The sequence below is a fragment of the Geomonas limicola genome (assembly GCF_014193675.1).
Classification (GTDB): Bacteria; Desulfobacterota; Desulfuromonadia; order Geobacterales; family Geobacteraceae; genus Geomonas; species Geomonas limicola.
Window position 1 is genome coordinate 735258 of sequence record NZ_BLXZ01000001.1, and the last position, 19275, is coordinate 754532.

The 19275-nt window shown below is 64.2% G+C and carries 11 protein-coding genes; 4 read left to right on the plus strand and 7 right to left on the minus strand.

What is annotated here, in order from left to right:
• Nucleotides 1-169 precede the first annotated feature (169 nt).
• The 5 genes from H7688_RS03055 to H7688_RS03075 are packed head-to-tail and all read right to left on the minus strand — an operon-like array spanning nt 170 to nt 11025.
• Entirely contained in the window at nt 170-1114 is a 945-nt protein-coding gene (locus H7688_RS03055) for a GGDEF domain-containing response regulator (protein ID WP_183359544.1), read from the minus strand.
• Between the two features lie 27 nt (nt 1115-1141).
• On the minus strand, nt 1142-2917 hold the full coding sequence (locus H7688_RS03060) for a sensor histidine kinase (RefSeq protein WP_183359545.1): 1776 nt from the start codon (nt 2915-2917) through the stop codon (nt 1142-1144).
• Nucleotides 2918-2947: 30 nt separating this feature from the next.
• Complete coding sequence (locus tag H7688_RS03065; RefSeq protein ID WP_183359546.1) at nt 2948-4165, minus strand: hypothetical protein; 1218 nt, start codon at nt 4163-4165, stop codon at nt 2948-2950.
• Nucleotides 4162-9780 carry an OmpA family protein gene (locus H7688_RS22770; RefSeq protein WP_183359547.1) on the minus strand — a complete coding sequence of 1873 codons (5619 nt, stop codon included), beginning with the start codon at nt 9778-9780 and terminating at the stop codon, nt 4162-4164. Before H7688_RS22770 ends, H7688_RS03065 begins: the two co-directional genes overlap by 4 nt.
• A gap of 24 nt (nt 9781-9804) precedes the next feature.
• The gene (locus H7688_RS03075) at nt 9805-11025 is read right to left on the minus strand and encodes a COG1470 family protein (protein WP_183359548.1); all 1221 of its coding nucleotides are present in this window, start codon (nt 11023-11025) and stop codon (nt 9805-9807) included.
• 217 nt (nt 11026-11242) lie between these two features.
• Between H7688_RS03075 and H7688_RS03080 the strand changes: the two genes are divergently transcribed.
• Both H7688_RS03080 and H7688_RS03085 read left to right on the plus strand, forming a co-directional pair.
• Entirely contained in the window at nt 11243-11506 is a 264-nt protein-coding gene (locus H7688_RS03080; protein ID WP_246329691.1) for a DUF4911 domain-containing protein, read from the plus strand.
• A complete protein-coding gene (locus tag H7688_RS03085) occupies nt 11491-12882 on the plus strand; it encodes a TldD/PmbA family protein (protein WP_183359550.1) in 1392 nt (463 codons plus the stop codon). Before H7688_RS03080 ends, H7688_RS03085 begins: the two co-directional genes overlap by 16 nt.
• A 139-nt stretch (nt 12883-13021) precedes the next feature.
• Here H7688_RS03085 and H7688_RS03090 read toward each other — a convergent pair whose 3' ends face one another.
• Complete coding sequence (locus H7688_RS03090; RefSeq protein ID WP_183359551.1) at nt 13022-14542, minus strand: C13 family peptidase; 1521 nt, start codon at nt 14540-14542, stop codon at nt 13022-13024.
• A 229-nt stretch (nt 14543-14771) separates the two neighbouring features.
• Here H7688_RS03090 and H7688_RS03095 point away from each other — a divergent pair, with 229 nt between their 5' ends.
• On the plus strand, nt 14772-16124 hold the full coding sequence (locus tag H7688_RS03095; RefSeq protein ID WP_183359552.1) for a class II 3-deoxy-7-phosphoheptulonate synthase: 1353 nt from the start codon (nt 14772-14774) through the stop codon (nt 16122-16124).
• 278 nt (nt 16125-16402) lie between these two features.
• Nucleotides 16403-16972 carry a flavodoxin family protein gene (locus tag H7688_RS03100; protein ID WP_183359553.1) on the plus strand — a complete coding sequence of 190 codons (570 nt, stop codon included), beginning with the start codon at nt 16403-16405 and terminating at the stop codon, nt 16970-16972.
• Nucleotides 16973-17216: 244 nt separating this feature from the next.
• On the opposite strand, the gene H7688_RS03105 is transcribed toward H7688_RS03100, so the two are convergent.
• The gene (locus H7688_RS03105) at nt 17217-19085 is read right to left on the minus strand and encodes an ATP-binding protein (protein WP_183359554.1); all 1869 of its coding nucleotides are present in this window, start codon (nt 19083-19085) and stop codon (nt 17217-17219) included.
• Nucleotides 19086-19275: the final 190 nt, after the last annotated feature.

Here is a 19275-nt window from a genome sequence, read left to right on the forward strand (position 1 = left end):
AAGCAGGGTATCAGAGGGCACGAGCGGACCTTACGCGCCTATTGGCGCGCCGGGCGAATGATTATTTGCCCCTACAGATCCGAGATCCACGACAACACAAAGGGGACTGACACCGTGAGATCCCAGTCCCCTTTTTCCGTTTTTCCCCTTCCCTTCCCCCCGCCCTCTCCTACTCCGCGATCACCTTGTTCCTGCCGCCGTGCTTGGCATGATAAAGCCGCTGGTCGGCACTCGCCAGCACGTCCTTGGCATCGTTGCCGTCGTCGGGATAGCTCGCTACCCCGATACTGATGGTCACCCGCCCCAACGGTTGCCGCTCCCGTCCCGGGAAGTGCTCCTGCTCCACCTTCGCCCGTAACGCCTCGGCGATCCGAATCGCTGCCTGCTTCGGCGTATCCGGTAACAGCAGCACGAACTCTTCGCCGCCGTAACGGGCAGCCAGGTCGGAGCAGCGCAGCTGCGACATCAAGAGTTCGGAAAGCCTGCGCAACAGTTTGTCCCCATCGGGATGCCCGTGGGTGTCGTTGTATGCTTTGAAGTTGTCCACATCCATGAAGGCGATTGAGCAGGGCCTACCCGAGCGGTTCGAGCGGGCGATCTCCTGGGCAAGTGCCTCTTGGAAGTGCCGGTGGTTGTACAGTGCAGTTAATCCGTCGCGCATGGCCATCTCCTTTAGTGTGCAGTTCACCTCTTGCAGCTCGCTGTTCGCCCTCTGTAACTGGTCCAAGAGCTCCCTGTTTTGCGCCACCAGGCGCGCTTTCTCTGCCGCCCTCCCGGCCACAGCGGAGATCAGATCCAGGCTCTCGAACGGCTTCACCAGGTAATCGTAGGCACCGTTACGGATAGCGGAGAGTGCCGTATCCAGCGAGGCGTGGCTGGTCATGATCACCACCTGGGTGTCCGGGCTGTGCCGTTTGATCTCCGCCAGAAGCTCGATGCCGCTCATCCCCCCCATCCGGATGTCGGTGATCACCAGGGGGTGCGGCTTCTCCTTGAAGATCGCCAGCGCCTCTTCGCCGCTGGCGGCCTCCACCACCTCGAAGCCGTCGGCACTCAATACCTGAGAGACGACGCTTCTCAAGGTTTCCTCGTCATCTACCACTAACAGTTCCATAGCTCCTCCCCGGCCGCAGGCCGTGTCTCAAACTGCCCCCGTCGCTGCGGGCAGCGTAATGATGAAGGTAGTTCCCGTTCCGATGGCACTCTCCAGCCTGATCTCTCCGCCGTGGTCCTTGACGATGCCGTAGCTCACCGAGAGCCCGAGCCCGGTCCCCTGCCCCACCGGCTTTGTGGTGAAAAAAGGCTCGAAGATCTTCGCCTGGATCTCCTCCGGGATGCCGGGACCGGTGTCGCTCACCCGCAGCTCGACTCCCTGGTCGGTCTTCCGAGCCGCCAGGCGCACGGTGCCGCTGTTCCCCGACATCGCCTGCTGGGCGTTGATCATCAGGTTCATGAGGACCTGCTGCAGCTGGTTCGCGTTGCCCCGGCAGGCGGGGAGATCGCAGTCGAGCTCCTGCTCGACCTTGATGCTGTGGATGCCGAGCTGGTGGTCCACGATGGCGACCGCATCCGCCACCACCTGCGGGATGTCCACCTCGTCGAAGGCCACCTGCTCCTGCCGGGCGAACTTGAGCAGGTTCTCGATGATGGTCTTGCAGCGCTTGGTCTCCTTCTCGATGATCAGCAGGTTCTTCTCCAGCAGGTGCCCCTTTTCCACCCCGCGCAGCGAGAGCTGGGTTATCCCGAGGATCCCGGCGAGCGGGTTTTTAACCTCGTGGGCGATCCCCGCACCCAGCGAACCAAAGGCGGCCATTTTCTCGGACTGCACCAGCTGCCCGTAGATATCCTTGAGCGCCTTCTCGCGGGTGTGCAGCTCGGAGGCCATCCGGGTGAAGGACGCGGCAAGCGCGCCGATCTCATCGCCGGTATCCGCCTTCACCTCGATGTCGAAACGCCCCTGTCCGACCATGCGGGTGGCCTTGGAAAGCTCCTCGATGGGGCGGGTCAACCGGCGCGACCAGTAGAGGCTCAAAAGTGCTGCAGCCCCCAAAAGGGAGAGTGACAGGAGCAGAAGATCCCCCAACAGTTCGCGCGAGGTGAGGTAGGCGGCACTCTTGCGGATCTGCACCCCCGCGGTTAGTCCGCCGCAACGCACCGGAGAGAAGCCCCCCACCATTCCATTGCCATGCTCCTGGTATTCCATGGTCATCCCCGGGGTGCGCAGTCCCCTGACCCGCCCCCACCAGGCGCCCGGTGCCGGGGTCCCGATGCGTGAGCGCTCGGAGTGCGCCAGGAAGCGCCCCTGGCCGTCCAGGAGGAAAGTTTCGAAGACCCGGGAGCGCCGTGCCAGTCCCTGGAGCTTGTCGAAGCGGATCACCGCCTGGGTGGTCACGTTGAGTGCGCCGTCCGGGGTCGGCTCGGTGACGGTCAGGGTGAGCGTGGGGAGCTTAGCCGAGACGGTGGAGTTCTCCAGGTAGGGCTCTCCCATCTTGAGCCCGGGCGGAAGCGGATGGGCTGCGTGGTAACCCAGAAGCATGTCCTTGGAGAGCCCCGCCGCGGTGAGCGCCGCCTGGTCGAACACGGTCTCCTCGCCATTAACATCGCTCCGCGTCACCATGAGAAACTCGCCGAATTCCTGGAACAGCCCGTTTAGGACCTCCTGGCGCCCCTGCAGGTCTTCGCGGCCCATGATCCGGGAAAAGAGCCGCAGGCGCTCCAGGTAGCCGACCATGAGGGCGTTGGCCTCCTGGGCGGTGTGCAGCACCACGGTGGAGGTGAGGTCATGGATATAGGCGGTCTTGTCGACATGGAACAGGCGCGCCATGGTGAAGGTGATCAGGCTCAGCACCACGGTGACCCCGAGCAACTGGGCCAACAGCACCTTGAACCGGAGCGGGAACTTGAGTTTGCCGTGCATTTCGGATCTCCTTGTGCTGCGCGACTCGTGCTACATCCTGCCGTAGACGATGCGGGAGGCGTAGCTTGCGTTGCCGGCCGCGTCGAGCGCCTCGACCCGGATCAGGTTGACCCCGGCCTTGAGCACCCCCTGATAGCTGAAGCTGCCGCGCTGGTTCACGGCAACCTCGCCCCCGTCTACGAAGATCCGCGAGCCCGGTTGCACCGTACCGGAAAAATTGTAGGGTCCGGGAACGGAGTCCTCGGGGGGGAAGTTCACGCTGAGCCCCGGCGGCTTAAGGAGCTGCTCGAGCTCCAGGCGCCCGGTCGCGCTGTAGGGCCCCTCGTGCCCGAAGTCGACGCGGCAGACCCGCCAGTAGTAGCCGCCACGCTCCAGCCTGCTGCTGCGGTATTCGGTGCCGTTCAGCTTCTGGTCCACCAGGGGCTTTGCGAAGCGCGGGGTGCGGTCCAGCTGGAAGCGGTACTGGCCGGGAGCGCCACTCCAGGCCAGGCGGATGCGCGGCGGCAGGATCCGGTACAGGTAGCGCACCGGCTGTGGACCGACAAGCTGCGGCGCCGGCGGCAGAGGACGTGCCGGCCCCGCCGGCATCCCCTGGCGCAGTAACAGCGCGTGGTTCGCCGGGACGTGCAACTCGGCGCCGTCCACCGCGTCGACCTCACCGGAGAAGACGGTGAGGCTCGCCGAGTTATCGTCGTGGTGCACCACCTGGAACCTTGCGGCTCCCGGCTTGAGGCGCGCCACGTGGCCGGCCGCCGCCAATTCCAGTTTCAGTTTGCGCGCTGCGGAAAGGTGCCCGCGCACCTCCCCTTCCACCTGCACCCGGTAGCTGCGCGGCCCCGCCTCGTCCTGGGCGTTCAGCCGGGTCACCACCACGAGGGAGTTACTCCCCACGGCAATGCGGTCCCGGTCCCCGAAGGAGATCAGCGCACCGGAGTTGTCCAGGGTCTGCACCGCGTCCTGGCTGTAGAGCTTGAGGCCGTCGCTTGCGCCGGTCCAGGCGATGGAGTTGCCGCGCCGGAACCGCACGTCGCGCCTGAGCTGCGCCAGGGTCGCCTCGACGCTGCGCCCCGGCGCCTCGGCCGACGGGTCCGGCGAACCCTCGAAGAGCTCGCGCAACGGCGTGCCGGTCGGAAAGAGCGTGTAGAGAAGCACGATGAAGAGGCAAAACAGGGCAAGCACCATGATGAGCGCCCCGCCAGCCTCGAACAGCACAAGTCGGAATTTCTTGATCCTCATCCGGGGTCTCATGGTTCGCCTCCCGGTAGAAAGGTGAGCGTGTTGTCAAGCCTCAGGTTCAATAGCCTCGCCCAACCCGGACCGCGTAGCACCAGGCCGAGCACCTGGCGGTTCCCCTCGAGTGGCACCTCCACGGCGAAACGCCCTTCGGCATCGAGCGGCACCGGTTTGCCGTCCAGTTCCAGGCGGTGCCGCGGCGGGCACTGTCCCGAAACCCGGCAGCGACCGCTGCCGTCCGGCGCGAGCTTCAAACCGCCCAACTCGGTGCCGAAGCGGACCAACTGTGCGCCGGCCGGCTGGGCCAGCACCAGCTGGGGCACCTGGATCTCGGTCGCCAGGAAGCGTCCCGAGGAGTCACCCATCTGGATGGAGAGACGCCCCACCTCGGCAGGGGCCGAGGTCTCGAAACGTCCCAGGGCGTCCACCGACACCGTGGAGTCGTTCACCGTGAGGAAGGGGGCCCCGCGGTAGCGCTCCTTCTGGGCAGCCGCGATCGACTGCTGGAAATCCGCCTTCAGTTCCACCCGGCGATTTTTCTCGCGCCCCTCCGCGCTGCGGTTGTCGGCGATGGGGCGCGACTTGCCGTACCAGCGTCGGATCAGCCGGCCGGCGGGGATCTTCTCCTCGCGAACCAGGAAATCGGCGGCCGCGTCGCAGCGCCGCTTGGAGAGCCCCATGTTGTACGGGACGGAGCCGACCCAGTCGGTGTGTCCTTCCAGCATCACCTTGTCCTCCGGGTGCCGACGCAGCTCCTCCGCGGCCTGACGCAACAGCCGCTTGGCTTCCGGAGTGAGCTGGGCGGAGTCGAAGATGAAGGCGCCGCCCGATAAGGTAAGCAGCACCACCTCCTTGCGGCTCACCCCGAAGAGCTCCGGCCCGGTGGCAAAACGCGAGCCGTCACGATAGCCGACCTCGAGCCGATACTGGTAAATGCCCCCGGGGACGAGTGGCTTGCCACCCTTCAGTGAGTTGCCGTCCCAGGTTAGCCGCGGCGGCGGAACGCCGGTTCCCTTCAGGATCGCTACCTGAGCCCCGGTTTCGTTCACGATGCTGAGTGTCCAGGCACTCACCAGTTCAGGGTGCTCCACCTTGGTCAGGAAGGTTAGCGGCTGGGCGAACCTTCCCTGGCGCAGCTCGAGGGAGCCGAGCCGTTCCCGGTTCACGGTCACCGAGGTCGAGGGGAGCTGAGCACGCTCGCCGTTGATGAGCAGGGTGAAGAGTTCCGCACTACCCGAAAGCCTGAGCGGCTCGTCCTGGCGCGTCGCTGCCACCAAGAGGGCCGGGACCGGCGGCACGGGCTTGCGCTTGGGCGGCTCCACCGGGGGGGCTATCGCCTGGAGCGGTTCCGACGCCGGCGGGGACGGTGCCGGGAGCGCGGCGACCGCGCGGTTATCGAACTCGAACATCTCCTCGTCGAACTTCACCTTCACCCCGACAAACGGCCCCTGCCCCTGGAAGCTCTCGCCGGAGAGGTCGCGGTCGTCGAGCCGGGCGTAGTTGTACCCCGCCGAAAGCACCACGTTGCGGTAGACCCGGTAGCCGGCGCGCAGCACAGCACCCGCGCTGCGCTGGTCGGTGTCGTACTGGTTCAGGAGTTTAAGGTAGGCGGCAAGCTCCCAGCGTTCGGTAAGGTCGTAGCTCACCCCGGCCAGCACCAGGTCGCTGTACCCCTCATAGCTCCGCCCCGCAGGGTCTTCGATCCAGCTCTTCTTCCCGGCGTACTTTCCGGTGAGCGTCCAGGTACTCACCAGCCGGTAGGTCGGCTCCAGGGAGAGGATCAGGCTGCGGCTTTTGTCCGTGCCGGGGAGGCTCTCGCGGCGCTCCACCTTGTAGCGAACCAGGGACAAGAGCTGCAGCGGATTGCCGGCCAGGGGGCGCCAGGAACTTCCCAGGTAGCCGTCAAAGATGAGGTCGTGTCCGGCGTCCAGGTCCCGGTCCCAGAGGGAGAGTTTCCCGAGCAGGGTGAGCGCCTGGTTCAGCTTGTAGCCGCCACCCGCGCCATAGAGCGCCGCCGTCTCACCCGGCCCGGTGCGAATTTCGTAGCGGCCGGTGAGCTTCAGATCCTTTTGGCGCAGGTACTCGGCCGCCAGCGTGAAGGCAGTACGGGTTCCGGCGCTTCCCTGCACCGTTTCCACCCGCTCGAGGCTCGAATCGAGGAAGAGCCCCGGCGCCGCCTGCAGCCGCGAGTTGAGCCCGAGGATCGCCTGCCCGCGGTTGCCCGAGAGCGAATTCTCCAGCTGGTAGCCGCTGCGCGAACTGAGGGTGAACCCTTCACGTTCCAGGAGTTTGGTGTTGAGATCGATGCTGCTTTGCTGGGTGGAACCCGCGGCGCCGTTTGACAGGGCATAGCCGGTGGTAAGCCGCATCCGGTCGTTTATACGGCTCTCCAGCCCGAAGCGGGTCGACTGGCGCAGGTCGGGATGCCCCTCCTGGTACTCCTCGGTGACAAAAGCGCGGGTCGCGTCGCTCACCCGGTAGTCGAGCTTCAGGAAGCTGCGCGACTGGTACTCGGCCACGCTGGAGGAGCCCAGGAGCTGGTCGCGCCGCAGGGTGAGGTCGAGCCGGGAGGCGAGCGGGGCGTGGACCCCGGCGTAGAGGAGGTTCGAGGTATCGTCCACTCCGGTCCCCTCCTGGTCGATCCGCTTGAACCCCGCCTCCCCTTCAAAGAGCGAGAATTTGTGCAGGACTCCCGCCTGGTTGCCGAAGATCCGCCTGCCCGGTAGCACCTGTTTCTGCACGAAGCTCTCGGCAAAGAGTTGCGTCGCAGTCAAGCCCCGGTAGTCAAGACGACCACCGTACTTTTCGGTGCCGAGCTCGGTCCCGGTCATCGAGGGGTTGTAGAAGTCGCTGTCCACCTTCCGGTAGTAGCCCGTTGCCTCCAGCGCCTCGGTTGGCCGCCCGCTCACCCCGATCTTCCAGGCGCTCCCCCTGCCGCGCTCCAGGCTCTCGCTCACCGCCCCCTCCCCCTTCAGGGTGATCCGGTCCCCGAGCTGCCAACCACCATCCAGCCCGAACAGGGTGGAGTTCTTGAGGAGAGCCTCCTCGACCACCGCGGTGCCACCCAGGTATGAGCCGTTGTTCGCTCGCAGCACGCCCCTCCCGCCGTACACGTAGCGTTCGGCCCCGCCGGCGGAACTCTGGTACACCACCACGATGGTCACCGGGTTGAGGTTCTGGTCCAGGGAGGGGACCGGCTCCTTAAAGAGGATGGCGCCGCCTGAATAATCGATGGAGTAATCGGCGTAGCGCAGCTTCTGAACCACCGAGAGCACCCGCTCGGAATGGTAGCGGTCGCGCACCTCGATGCGGATCCGCTCGCTGTTCTCGAAGACCGGTTTCCTGGTAACGAAGTAGTAGCCCGAGGTGCCGTTACCCGGGAACTCGTCACGGATGAGCTGCTCTTCGCTGCGGCTTTCGAAGCCGACCACGCTGCCGCGCTCGCCGTGTGCCTCCAGCTTCACCCCGTTCAAGGCCCGGTCGTAGCGGGAGAACTCGTTCTCCGAAAGGTCGGTGCGGTAATCGCCGGCCAGCAGGTAGGAGCGCCCCGCTTCCAGCTTCAGGTAGATCTTGCTGCGCGACTGCGCCTCGTAGCCGATATCCGAGGCGTCGCCGTAGACCGGGTAGTACTTCTCCGGGTCGAGGTACTGGAACACCCCCTCGCGGCGCTCCTTGTCCGAATCGTAGGCGGCGGTCAGAAGGTACTTGCCGAGGATCTTGCCGCGGGCGAAGAAGGCGAGTCGCTCCTCGTGAAAGAATCCCTCCTCGAAACGATCCTCCTTGTCGATCTTCTCGAGGTGTCCCTGGACCGCGCGGGCACCGAGGTCAAGGCTCCCAAGCCCCACCACGATCCAGTCGCGCAACTGGGCGCTGTAGTAGAGATCGACCTGGGCCACCATCCCCTTCTCGCCAGTCACCCGGACCGGGTCCGGCCCCGGCTGCTGCGCCGCCCGCACCCGGAAGACCCCCATCCCGTCCATCACCCGGACCTGGTGGCCGGCACTCTTTGTATCCTGATCCTCTTCCAGGATCGTCCCGCGTGCGATGGAGACCGTCACCATCCGCGCCCCCGCCACCCGGCGTCCCTGGGCGTTCAAGAGTTCCACGGTAACCGGCAGGATGCTGGTGCCGTCAGCGGGGAGATCCACCCGCTGCGGGCTCACCCTCAGGCGCGCCACTTCGCCGGGAACAGCTGGCAAAGGAGAAACGGGAAGGATCGTTTCAGGGGAAGCCGGTGCCACGTCTGTCGAGGTGGGCGCCGGAGGAGCACCAGCAGCTGACACCGAAGGGGGCGCCGGCCCATCAGGAGAACCCGACCCGACCAGCGCGAAGTCGGCGCGAGCCGGCCCCCCGAAGGGGACCGTGACGAACTGGGACCAGCCGACCCCGGCGAAGGCGGTGTTGAAGGGGACCGGCTTCAGCCGCGGCGCGAGCGTAGCACGGTCGATCTTCACCACGTGGTTTCCTGCCGAGACCCCTGTGAAGGAGTACTGGCCGTCGGGGTCACTGAAGGTGAAGGAGCCGTCCTCCAGGTAGATGCGCACCCCCGGTACTCCCGGCTCTCCGGGGTCCGGGATGCCGTTGCCGTTTTTGTCTTCGAAGAGCCGCCCGAGGATGATGGCCCGGTCCGCCAGCAGCGAGGAGCGCACCCTCACCGAAGCGGTCGCCGTCGAAGAGAGACTCGCGCTGCCGGCGGGTGTCGTGCCGCTGCCGCTGACCCGGTTCACCGCGGTTCCCACTGGGGCATCCGCGGAAACGGTGCAGCGGTAACCTAAGATACGCACCCGCCCCGCCTCGAGGCTCCCCAGGTCCCAGACCAGCTGCTGGCCGCCTCCGGTTGGATCCAGATAGCTGGAGCCGTCCAGGAGGGTCGATCCCTTCAGGTAGCGAAAGCCGCGCGGCAGCAGGTCAATGATGCTCGCATGCTCCAGGGTCGCCTGCCCCTGGTTCTCCACCCGCACGGTGAAGGGGACGATATCCCCCGCCTCGACCAGCTGGGTGCCGGCGACTTTGCTCACCACGAGCTGCGGCTGGGACTGCTGCAATTCCTGGGACAACACTACGAGTTGATCGTTGAGGCTCGCCTCGCGCCCGGGGCTCCCCTGCGAGCTGGCGGTAACCACCAGGGTGGCAACCCGCCCGGAGGAGCCGCTAGGGGGGATTACCTGCAGCACGAAATCGAAGGAGGCGCCCGAGGCGAGTAAAGGGGTAATCTGGCTGCCCGAGGGGTCGGTCGGCAGAGGGGTCACGCCATCTGCGGTGAAGAACTGCAGTTTCGGGGGAGTTGCGCCGGCCGCAACCAGAGGCTGCAGAAGGGCTGTCCTGAGCAGGAAGCGGTCCGCGGCGTTCCCCCGGTTGGTCACGGTGTGCTGGTAGGTCGCCGGCCGCCCCGGTTGCGTGGCGCAGTCGCGTACCGGACCAAGCGTCGGGTCGTTCAGGTCCTTCACGGTGACCGCGCTCTGGTTGGAGCCGACACTGCGCGCTGCCCCCTGGACCAGGTAGCTCACCGTGAAGGCGTGCCGGATCACGCTGCCGGAAGGGGTGAGCGCCAGCCCCCGCGCCGGAACCAGGAGCACCAGCACCGCAAGGCAGAGCGCCACGAGGGCTGCCATGTCTTTGCCTGAAGCCATAGCACGCTTTCTCCGTCCCGCGTGTCACTCCACCTGAACTCTGAAAAAGACGTAGAGGGTCTTGCCGGGTTGCAGGGTGCCGCCACTGGAGTCGGTCGTCCCCTCCCCGAGCCGGGCCACCAGGTTCCCCTCCGCACCCTGTACGGTACCGCACAGCGCCGCTGCGCAGGGAGGACCGTCGCCGGAGGGGGAAGTGGCGATCCTGAGGGTGCCGGGGACCGCGCTGCTGTTGCCGGGAAGGGGGCTGGTGAGATTCACCGAGGAGGCAGGGAGGGTTCCTGCGTTGGTGACGGCCATGCGGTACTCGAGGAGTTCGCCCGGGAGCACGTTGGCGTTCGCAGCGAAGGCACCTCCCGTGGTGAGGTTGCGCACCGCCTCGCTCACCAGGATGCTGGCGTTTACCGCGCTGGTGGTTACCTGATCGGCAGCGGTGGTCCCGAACCCGGTGACGGAGATCTGAGTATCGCCGTGGGCGCCGTCGCTACTTTCCGAAGGGATGGTTACCGCGAGGAAAAAGGGAAAGGAGGTACCGGGGGCCAAGGTGCCGGTTGCCGTGACCGGTGCCGTTTCGCCTGCCTGACGCACCGCGTCCGCGGCAACTCCCCCCCCGGCCCCGTCGTCGGCAAAGAGGGCGCTGTTCCAGCCGGAGGGGGCACTTACCGAGAGGGTGTAGCTGTTGGTTGTGTTACCGACATTGGTGAGGGTGTAAGGGTAGTTGACCACCGAACCCGGGGGGCCGAAGCCGTCTGGCGGCGTGGAGAGGATGACCGCCGCCGTGCTGCTGCAGGCGACTGTTTCGGTCTTCACCTGGTCGAGTTTGGAGCCGTCCCCCAGCGAGGTCCCCTGCACACTGACCCGAAAGCTCGCGCCGAGCTGGAACAGGGTGGGAGTCACTTGCACCAGGTAGCTGCGCGACTCGCCCGGCGCCAGTTGCGGAGTCGCAAAGCCTGCGCCTAACTGCGCGGTCCGGTCGACCCCATCGGAGTCGATGAAGCGGATCTCGGTGCCGCTGAGCGTGCCGGTCCCCTGCAGCAAAATGGTGTCCGGCTGGTCCCCGGCATTCTTCACCAGCACCCGGAACAGGGCCGGGGTTCCGGGAAAGGCTGGTTGCGACTTCGACTGCAGCTGGGCCGTCGACTCGAAGACGCCGGCACCCAGATAAGCGCCGTCGGGTTCGGTCGCCAGTTTCACCAGGAGGTCGGGCTGGAACCCGGCGTGGGCAAGTGACGGTGCAGTGAGAAACACCGTCAAGCTCAGTACCCAGAGCCAGCTAAGAGTTCTCCCGAGCAAAACATATACATTAATATCTGTTAATTTCATAACGGAAAAAATAACAGATGATTGGTGAGAGGCAAGGCCTAAAGAAAATTTGTCTTTTGACAACGGGAGTGGTATGTACTTGCAGGAAAAGAGTCTACAGTGTCACGTTGTGAGACTTGCACTGACAACCAAGGAGCCCGCCGTGGCACAACTGATAGATAAAGCACTTGAAACCGAAAACCGGTACTTCCAGCTTGCCAGCAAGGATATGGTCTACTTGAAGTTCGTTCTCGAGGCCTACGAGGGGCTCTGCACCATGAGCACGGTCGACGGCAAGCGGGGCATCGTCAAGGTGAACTATCCGCTCCCCTTCGCCGAAGATGTCCACGACCTGCTCGAAGCGCTCTGCGGCGAGATCGCACTCACCGAGGTCTGCGCAGGAGGGGAGCCATGCTGCACGAGTTAGACGTTGCCGCCATCTTGCGCCGCGCGCTCTCCCAGGGGGGCGACTTCGCCGACATCTACTACGAAGACGGCTCCTTCACCGCGGTGGTTTGCGAAGACGGCAAGGTCGAGCGGGTGCTCGCAGCACAGGATCGCGGCGTCGGGATCCGGGTCATCTCCGGTGTCTCTACCGCTTACGCCTACACCAACGAGGTGAGCGCGGCCTCGCTCCTGCGCCTGGCCGAGACGGTGAGCCGCGGGGTGCGCGAAGGAAATGCCTTCGACCGGACGATCGACCTGAGCGAGCGGAGGGTGGGAACCGGCTTCCCGATCCGGATCCAGCCCGACCAGATTCCCCTGGTCGACAAGGTGCAACTGGTGCAGCGTGCCGACCGGGCGGCCCGCGGGTTCGATCCCCGGGTGCGTCAGGTGATGGCAGTCTACCGCGACGCCCGGATGGTCACCCAGATAGCCAACTCGCTTGGGGAATTCAGCGAAGATCACAGCACCGCGACGGTCTTCCTGGCCCAGGTGGTGGCGCAGGACGGCTCGGTCACCCAGACCGGATACGAGCCCCTGGGAGCGCAGTACGGCTACGAGGTGTTCGACCAGGCATCACCCGAGGAGGTGGCACTCATCGCGGCGCGGCGTGCCGTCCTCATGCTGGGTGCGCGCCCCTCGCCGGCCGGCGTCATGCCGGTGGTGCTCTCCTCCGAGGCGGGTGGCACCATGGTGCACGAGGCGATCGGCCACGGGCTCGAGGCGGACCTGGTGCAGGCGGGAAGTTCCGTGTACCGCGGAAGAATCGGCGAGCGCGTCGCCTCCGAACTGGTCACCGTGCGCGACGATGCCACCATCCCCAACATGCGCGGTTCGTTCTCCTTCGACGGCGAAGGGACACCGGCCCAGGACACGGTACTGGTGGAAAAAGGCATCTTGAAGGGATACCTCTACGACCGGCTCAGTGCGCTGAAGGACGGCTGCGTCTCCACCGGCAACGGCCGGCGCGAGTCCTACCGGATGCGCCCCATCGTGCGGATGACCAACACCCTGATAGCTCCGGGCGAGAGCGACCCGCAGGCAGTCGTTACAGCGGCGGGGAGCGGCCTGTTCGTCAGGAAGATGGGGGGCGGACAGGTAAATACCGTGAACGGGGATTTCGTGTTCGAAGTGACCGAGGGGTACCTGATCGAAAACGGCAAGGTGGGAGAACCGGTACGGGGAGCGACCTTAACCGGCAACGGTCCGGAAGTCTTGAAGAACATCACCATGGTCGGCAACGACCTGGGTTTCGGGATCGGGACCTGCGGCAAGGACGGCCAGGGAGTGCCGGTAGCCGACGCCCAGCCGACCCTGCTTATTTCGGGGATCACCGTGGGTGGGAAAGCGAAAGGGTAAACCTGAGAATCTGTACCTGAAAAGGTGAGGTTCGGCAGACCGTTAGCCACCAACCCTTCAAGAGCTGCTTTCCAGTTTTGAATCCTGATGTTCCTCGGTGAACCTTTGATTCCTCGGTGGCCACCTTTCCCATTACCGGTCAGGGTCGTGCCTTGACCTTCGTCTTACCCGCCAACTCCGGCTCCATCTGCCTGAGCTTCCTGCCGATTTCGCGTCCCACCCAGATCTGCGGGTTCGACGGCGTTTCCCCCTGTTCCTCCTCCCACTTGCGGATGATCGCCCGCGCCTTCACGAAGGCATCGCTGAAGGAGAAGCTCGATTTCAGCCCGCGGTCCAAGAAGGCCTCCCCGAACCAGGTGAACTTCTCGCCGAAACCGCAGCCGAAGGACTCGCTCCTCGCGTCCGCAGCGGTGATGATCAGGGTATCTTCACCTTTCAACGGGTCGATGAAGCCGCCCGAGAAGCAGGCGGAAACCACCAGTACCTTCCAGCGGATCCCGGATTTCGCCAGCATCTTGCGCACCATTTCGGGCGTCACCTGGTCCAGGTCGAGCGGGGGGTTGCTCACCTCCAGTTCGTGGTCCCGCGAGCCGTGCGAGGTGAGAAAGAGCACCAGGACATCGCTGTCGCGGTTCATCACCTGTCCCAGCCGTACCAAGGCCTTTTCCAGGTTGCTCGCGCTGGCGAAGGGGAGCGTACTCGCGCTCTGCGGGTTGTTGGCCAGGACCAGGCTGCGTCCGAAGGTCCGGAAGCGCCGGTCGAAGACCTGCTGCGCCGCCAGCACCTCTTTTAAGAAGACGTCCTGCGTGGCGTCGCCGGCAAAACCGACGAAGTAGAAATGCGACCGGCCGCGCTCGCCGGGGAGCAGGCTGGCAAGCTGGCTGTCCAGAAGCCTCCCTTGGGCAGCCAGGACGCTTTCGTTGAGCTGCAGCTCTCCGCTTTCGCTCCCCCCCTGCCCGGCGCTCACCCAGAGGTCGGCACGCGAGAAGAACCAGAGCGGTACCAGCGCAACGAGCACCAGCAGCAGGGCGCTCTGTACACGTCGGGCAACCGGAGTCCCCGGGACGCGCAGCAAAAAGAGCAGCCCGCAGAGCCCCCACCAGCCGTAGAACCGGTAGTAGTGCGGTGCGTCGAGGTAGGGCTGCAGCCATTCGAGCCACCTGAATAGTGCCAGGCGTTCCAGGAGTGCGTGGCCGAGTTCGATGGGGATACTGAGCGACACCAGGGCCACGGCGAGGCCGCACCCCAGGACCGGTCGGGAGAGCAGTCGCGCGGCCAGGTAGCCGGCGAAGAGAACCAGCGGCAGGTGGAAGAAGAACCCGGGAACCGCCGATGCGGCGAAGCTGCCGGAGCGCCCGACCAGGAGGTAGGAGACCCCGAGGTTGCACAGGAAGTCGAGCACGGCCAATAGAGCCAGTGCGCCAGGGGTGACGCAGAGTTGTCCCGGCGTAACCCGGAGCAGCAGGGAGATTCGCAGGCCGGCTTTCAGGTTGCACAAGAGGTTGCGCAGGGGATTACCCGAGACGGCAGTCTCGGCCGCTTCGGCCGCTTCCACAGGCGAACTGCTGCGCTCTTCGGCTGGTGTGCCGGATGGCTGCACTGCGTCAGCCGCGCTGTCATCTTGACGTGAAGTGGTGGGATCGTGGGGGTCGGTACTCATGATTGATGGATAATACCACGGCACTTGCTGTTTGGGGAGACGGCTTTATTCTTTTTCTCCGGATTCATTGATGTTTTTGACCGATTCTGCTATTAGCTTTCTGTCATGTCCACGCCGCGCAATGCCTGTGGGCCCGCAAGCCGTGAGTTCGAGCGCATTTGGCTTCTTCAATCGGGCCTTTCCTGATACCATGGCGGAGTTCCCGACACCGTCTTAGAGAGGTAGCATTATGACCACCCATGACTGGAAGAAATCCAGCTGGCACTCCTTCCCGGCCCAGCAGCAGCCCAATTGGCCGACAGGCCCGGTTTTCGACGATACCCTGAAGAGCCTCTCCCAGCTCCCGCCGCTCGTCTTTGCCGGCGAGTGCCAGACCCTCAAGGCAAGCCTCGCCGAGGCGGTCGAGGGGAATGCCTTCGTGCTGCAGTGCGGGGACTGTGCCGAGGATTTCTCGCGCTGCACCGGCCCGGACATCCGCGAGTTGTTGAAGGTCATCCTGCAGATGTCGGTGGTGCTCGCCTTTGCCGGCGAGAAGAAGGTGATCAAGATCGGGCGCATCGCCGGACAGTACGCCAAGCCGCGCTCCAGCGACACCGAAATTGTGAACGGACTGGAACTCCCGAGCTACCGCGGCGACATGGTGAACAGTCCCGAGCCGAACCTCGAGTCCCGCACCCCGGACCCGCGGCGCATGCTCGAGGGGTACTACCGCTCCGCTGCCACTTTGAACCTGGTGCGCTCCTTCACCCTGGGTGGCTATGCGGCGCTAGAACGGGTCCAGGCCTGGCATCGCGCCTCGCTGGACGCCCTCCCCGCCGGGCAGAAGTACGAGGAGTTGGTTCGCCAGATCTGGAAGACCATCAACTTCATGTCCGCCATAGGTCTCGACCCGCAGCACGTGCCGCAGCTGAACCAGGTAACCCTCTACACCTCTCACGAGGCGCTGTTACTCGACTACGAGCAGGCGCTCACCCGGATGGATTCCATTTCCGGTGGCTGGTACGACACCAGCGGGCACATGCTCTGGATCGGCGATCGCACCCGGCAGCTGGAGGGGGCCCACGTCGAGTTCCTGCGTGGCATCCAGAACCCGCTCGGCATGAAGATCGGACCGAAGTACGACATTGACGACATCAAGCGGATCATCGAGCGTTTGAGCCCCGACAACGAGCCGGGGAGGCTCACCCTGATCACCCGCTTCGGCGTTCATAAGATTGAGGAGTATCTCCCTCCCCTGTTGCGGGAGTTGAGCCGCGAGGGGTACAAGGTGGTCTGGAGTTGCGATCCCATGCACGGTAACACCTACCAGAACCAGTACGGGCAGAAGTCGCGGAACTTCGAGGTGATCCTGCAGGAGATCCGTTCCTTCTACCAGATCCACAAGGCCGAGGGGACCGTACCGGGTGGCGTGCACCTCGAGTTGACCGGCGACAACGTGACCGAGTGCACCGGAGGCAGCCGTCAACTCATGGACCAGCACCTGCACTTAAACTACCAGACCAACTGCGACCCGCGCCTCAACGCCGAGCAGGGGGTGGAGCTCGCCTTCGAACTGGCCGACCTGCTGCACCCGCATCTCTGACAGGGATACCTGGGATAAAACCGAACTTGAACAGGGGTAAATGGGATTAACAGGATAACGGCAAAACCAACAGGGATGAATGGAATTAAGGGGATAACGGCTAAATAACAGGGATGATGGGTTTAAGGGGATAAAGGCTGAAGCTGGCAACGGGGTTTGCCCACGTCTGATGGTATTTGCCTTGTTTCTATTTTTTCTAGGTTTTCATCCCATTCATCCCATTCATCCCATTTATCCCTGTTATGCGTTGTTTTATCCTTGTTAAAAACGGAGGACAGATGAAGATCGTCTGCCTGCTGGGGAGCCCCCGGCCTGCCAGCAACAGTTCCGCAATCGCCAACCGATTCCTGCAGACGGCCCGGGAACTCGGTGTCGAGACCAGGAGCTTCACCCTCAACCGCCTCACCTATCGGGGCTGCCAGGGGTGCTACGTCTGCAAGACCACCCTCGACCACTGCGTGCTGCAGGACGACCTGGCCCAGGTGCTCGACGCGGTGGCCGAGGCCGATCTCGTGGTGCTTGCTTCGCCGGTCTACTACGGGGAGATCACCAGCCAGCTCAAAGGCTTCCTGGACCGGACCTTCTCCTACCTGGTCCCTGACTACCGGTCCAGTGCCACCCCTTCCCGCCTCTCGCCGAAGAAGCTCGTCTTCGTGCTCACCCAGGGGCATCCCGACGAGGAGATGTTTGCCGACATCTTCCTGCGTTACGAGCACTTCCTGAAGTGGACCGGTTTTACCGAGGCCACCCTGATCCGTAGCTGCGGCATCGGGCCGGGCAGCGTCGACGCCGCCCCCGAAGAGGTGCTGCGCGAAGCCGAGGAAGTGGCACGCCGGCTGGTCTCATAAATCAAAGCCAAAAGCCCAAAACCATCTCACCAACAAAGACGCGAAGACGCGAAGAAACCTTTTAGCCACCAAGACACAATAAGCCCTCAAAACTTGCTCGGCCCTCCGCGTTAACGCAGAAGGCCGAACAGATTTACGTATGTATTAAGTTTTTTTGTGTTTTTATGATTTTCCGCGGCTAACAAGCCTCTGAAGTTTCTTCGCGTCCTTTGCGTCTTTGCGGTGAATAAGGGGTTTAGTTTGTTCAGAATTCGATACTGAATTCCGCACCGGCGTCGTTGTTGCGCACCGACAGCAGCCCCCCCATGTGCTTCTCGATCATGGTCTTGGACATGAACAGCCCTACCCCGGTACCGGACTTGGGTTCCTTGGTGGTGAAGTAGGGATCGAAGATCTTCCCCATGATCTCCTCCGGAATGCCACCGGCATTATCCGAAATGGTCACCACCGTCCTGCCGTTTTCTCTCCCCATGGTAATCCACACCCGCGGATCCAGGACCGCCTTCTTGGCAAACTCCTCCTGGGCGTTCATCAGGATGTTGAGCAGTACCTGGGAAAACTCCGCCGGATACCCGTAGATGTAGGGATCGTCACCGCCCTGCACCTCTATCCCGATCCCGTGCTTGGCAAAACTCCCCTCCAAAAGCATCAGGGTGCGCTGCACCTCCGCGTTCACCCGAAACTTCACCTTTTCCTTGTCGGTCCTGAAGAAGTTACGGAACTCGTCCAGTGTGCAGGACATCTGGTTCATCAAGGTCCCCGCCTTGCGCGCCACCTCGTCCAGGTACTTCTTGGTGAGATCCCCCTTGGTGAAGGTGATCGGTACCTGCTGGATCAGTTGCCCCAGGTCGTTCAAGGGTTTGCGCCACTGGTTGGCGATGTTGCCGATCATCTCGCCCATCGCCGCCTGGCGCCCCTGCTGCACCAGCAGTTGCTCCTTTTCGCTCAACTTCTCCAGGGCGTCCAGGCGCTCGCGCGTCTGCTTCTCGAGATCTGCGATGGTATAGAGCAGCTCGCGCTCTGCCTGGTCGCGCTGCGCAGCCCGGGTCTGCAGTAGCTGGTAGGCCTGTTCCAGCGCCACCGCCACTTCTGCGGTCTCCTTCACGGCAAAACTCCCCAGGGCCGGGACCATCTCCGCCCGCCCCAGGGAGAGCGCCGGCTCCACCAGCGACTGGATGGCATCGGCGATCTTTCTGGCATACCCGAAGATGAGCCCCAAGACCAGCCCGGTCAGCACCAGCGCAGCCAGAAGCGTCCAGCCCGCCCAGCGGTACAACGCCGCCAGCACCGCCGCCTTGGGTACCTCGATCAGCACCGACCAGTTGGAAAGGGCGGAGCGGCACAGGGTGGCCATGACCGGCGCCCCCTCCAGGTTGGTGCTCTCAACGATCCCCTCCCGGGCCGCGTCACCCAAGGTCGCGGGTATCTTGCTCCCGATGCTCCGCTCCGAGTTTCCGGTCCTGGCCACCAGGATCTGGTTGCTGTCCAGGATGAGGCCGTACCAGTCGGGGCGCAGACTCGCCTGCCGCAAGACCTCGGCCATCGGCTCGGAGCGCAGGGTGAGGGCGAGGTCGTACTTCACCACCCCGTTCACGTACACCGGCACGTCGACGCTCACCTGGGGCTGCTGGCTGACCGCCCCGGTGTGCAGCCCCGATACCGACGGTTTGCCGGTCTGAAAGATACGGCGCACCGAGTCCAGGTTGTTGCGGCGCGGTAGAGTCGAACCAAAGGGACGCGAGGTGTGCAGCAGCTCCTGGCCGTAGCCGTCGGTCACCAGGATGTCGGCGGAAGGATAAGACCTGAGCACCTGCTGGGCCTGGCGGTGCACGGCGCCCAGGTCGCCGGCCGCAAAACTCGGCGAGGTGGCCAGGGTGGACAGGGAGGCCTCGATGCTGCCCAATTCGCGGTCCACCACCCGGGTCAGAGACCGCGCGGTTTCCAGCATGCTCCGGTTCAGTTCTTCGCGCTTGGTCAGGAAGGCGTGGTACACCAGAAGGCTCGCGATGAGCCAGACCGGCGCCACGGCGGCGACCACCAGGCGGATCAGGTGGAAACGGATGCTCGAGGCATCCGAAGGGGTGACAGGTCTGGTTGTGGCGCTGTGCGGCATGTTGTTCCCTCACGATAGATTCTGAACCGGGTACCTTCCAGCTGGCCCCCCAGTGCGGCGGCAGGCTCCCCTGGGTGTGCCGGAATACTCTACCATCCGGCACACCAGACAAGACGGTGCAGCTAAAAAAATTACAACTTCTTAATTGTTACTACAGACTCCCTCAGGCGCTTCGGCTCGTGCTGGCGCG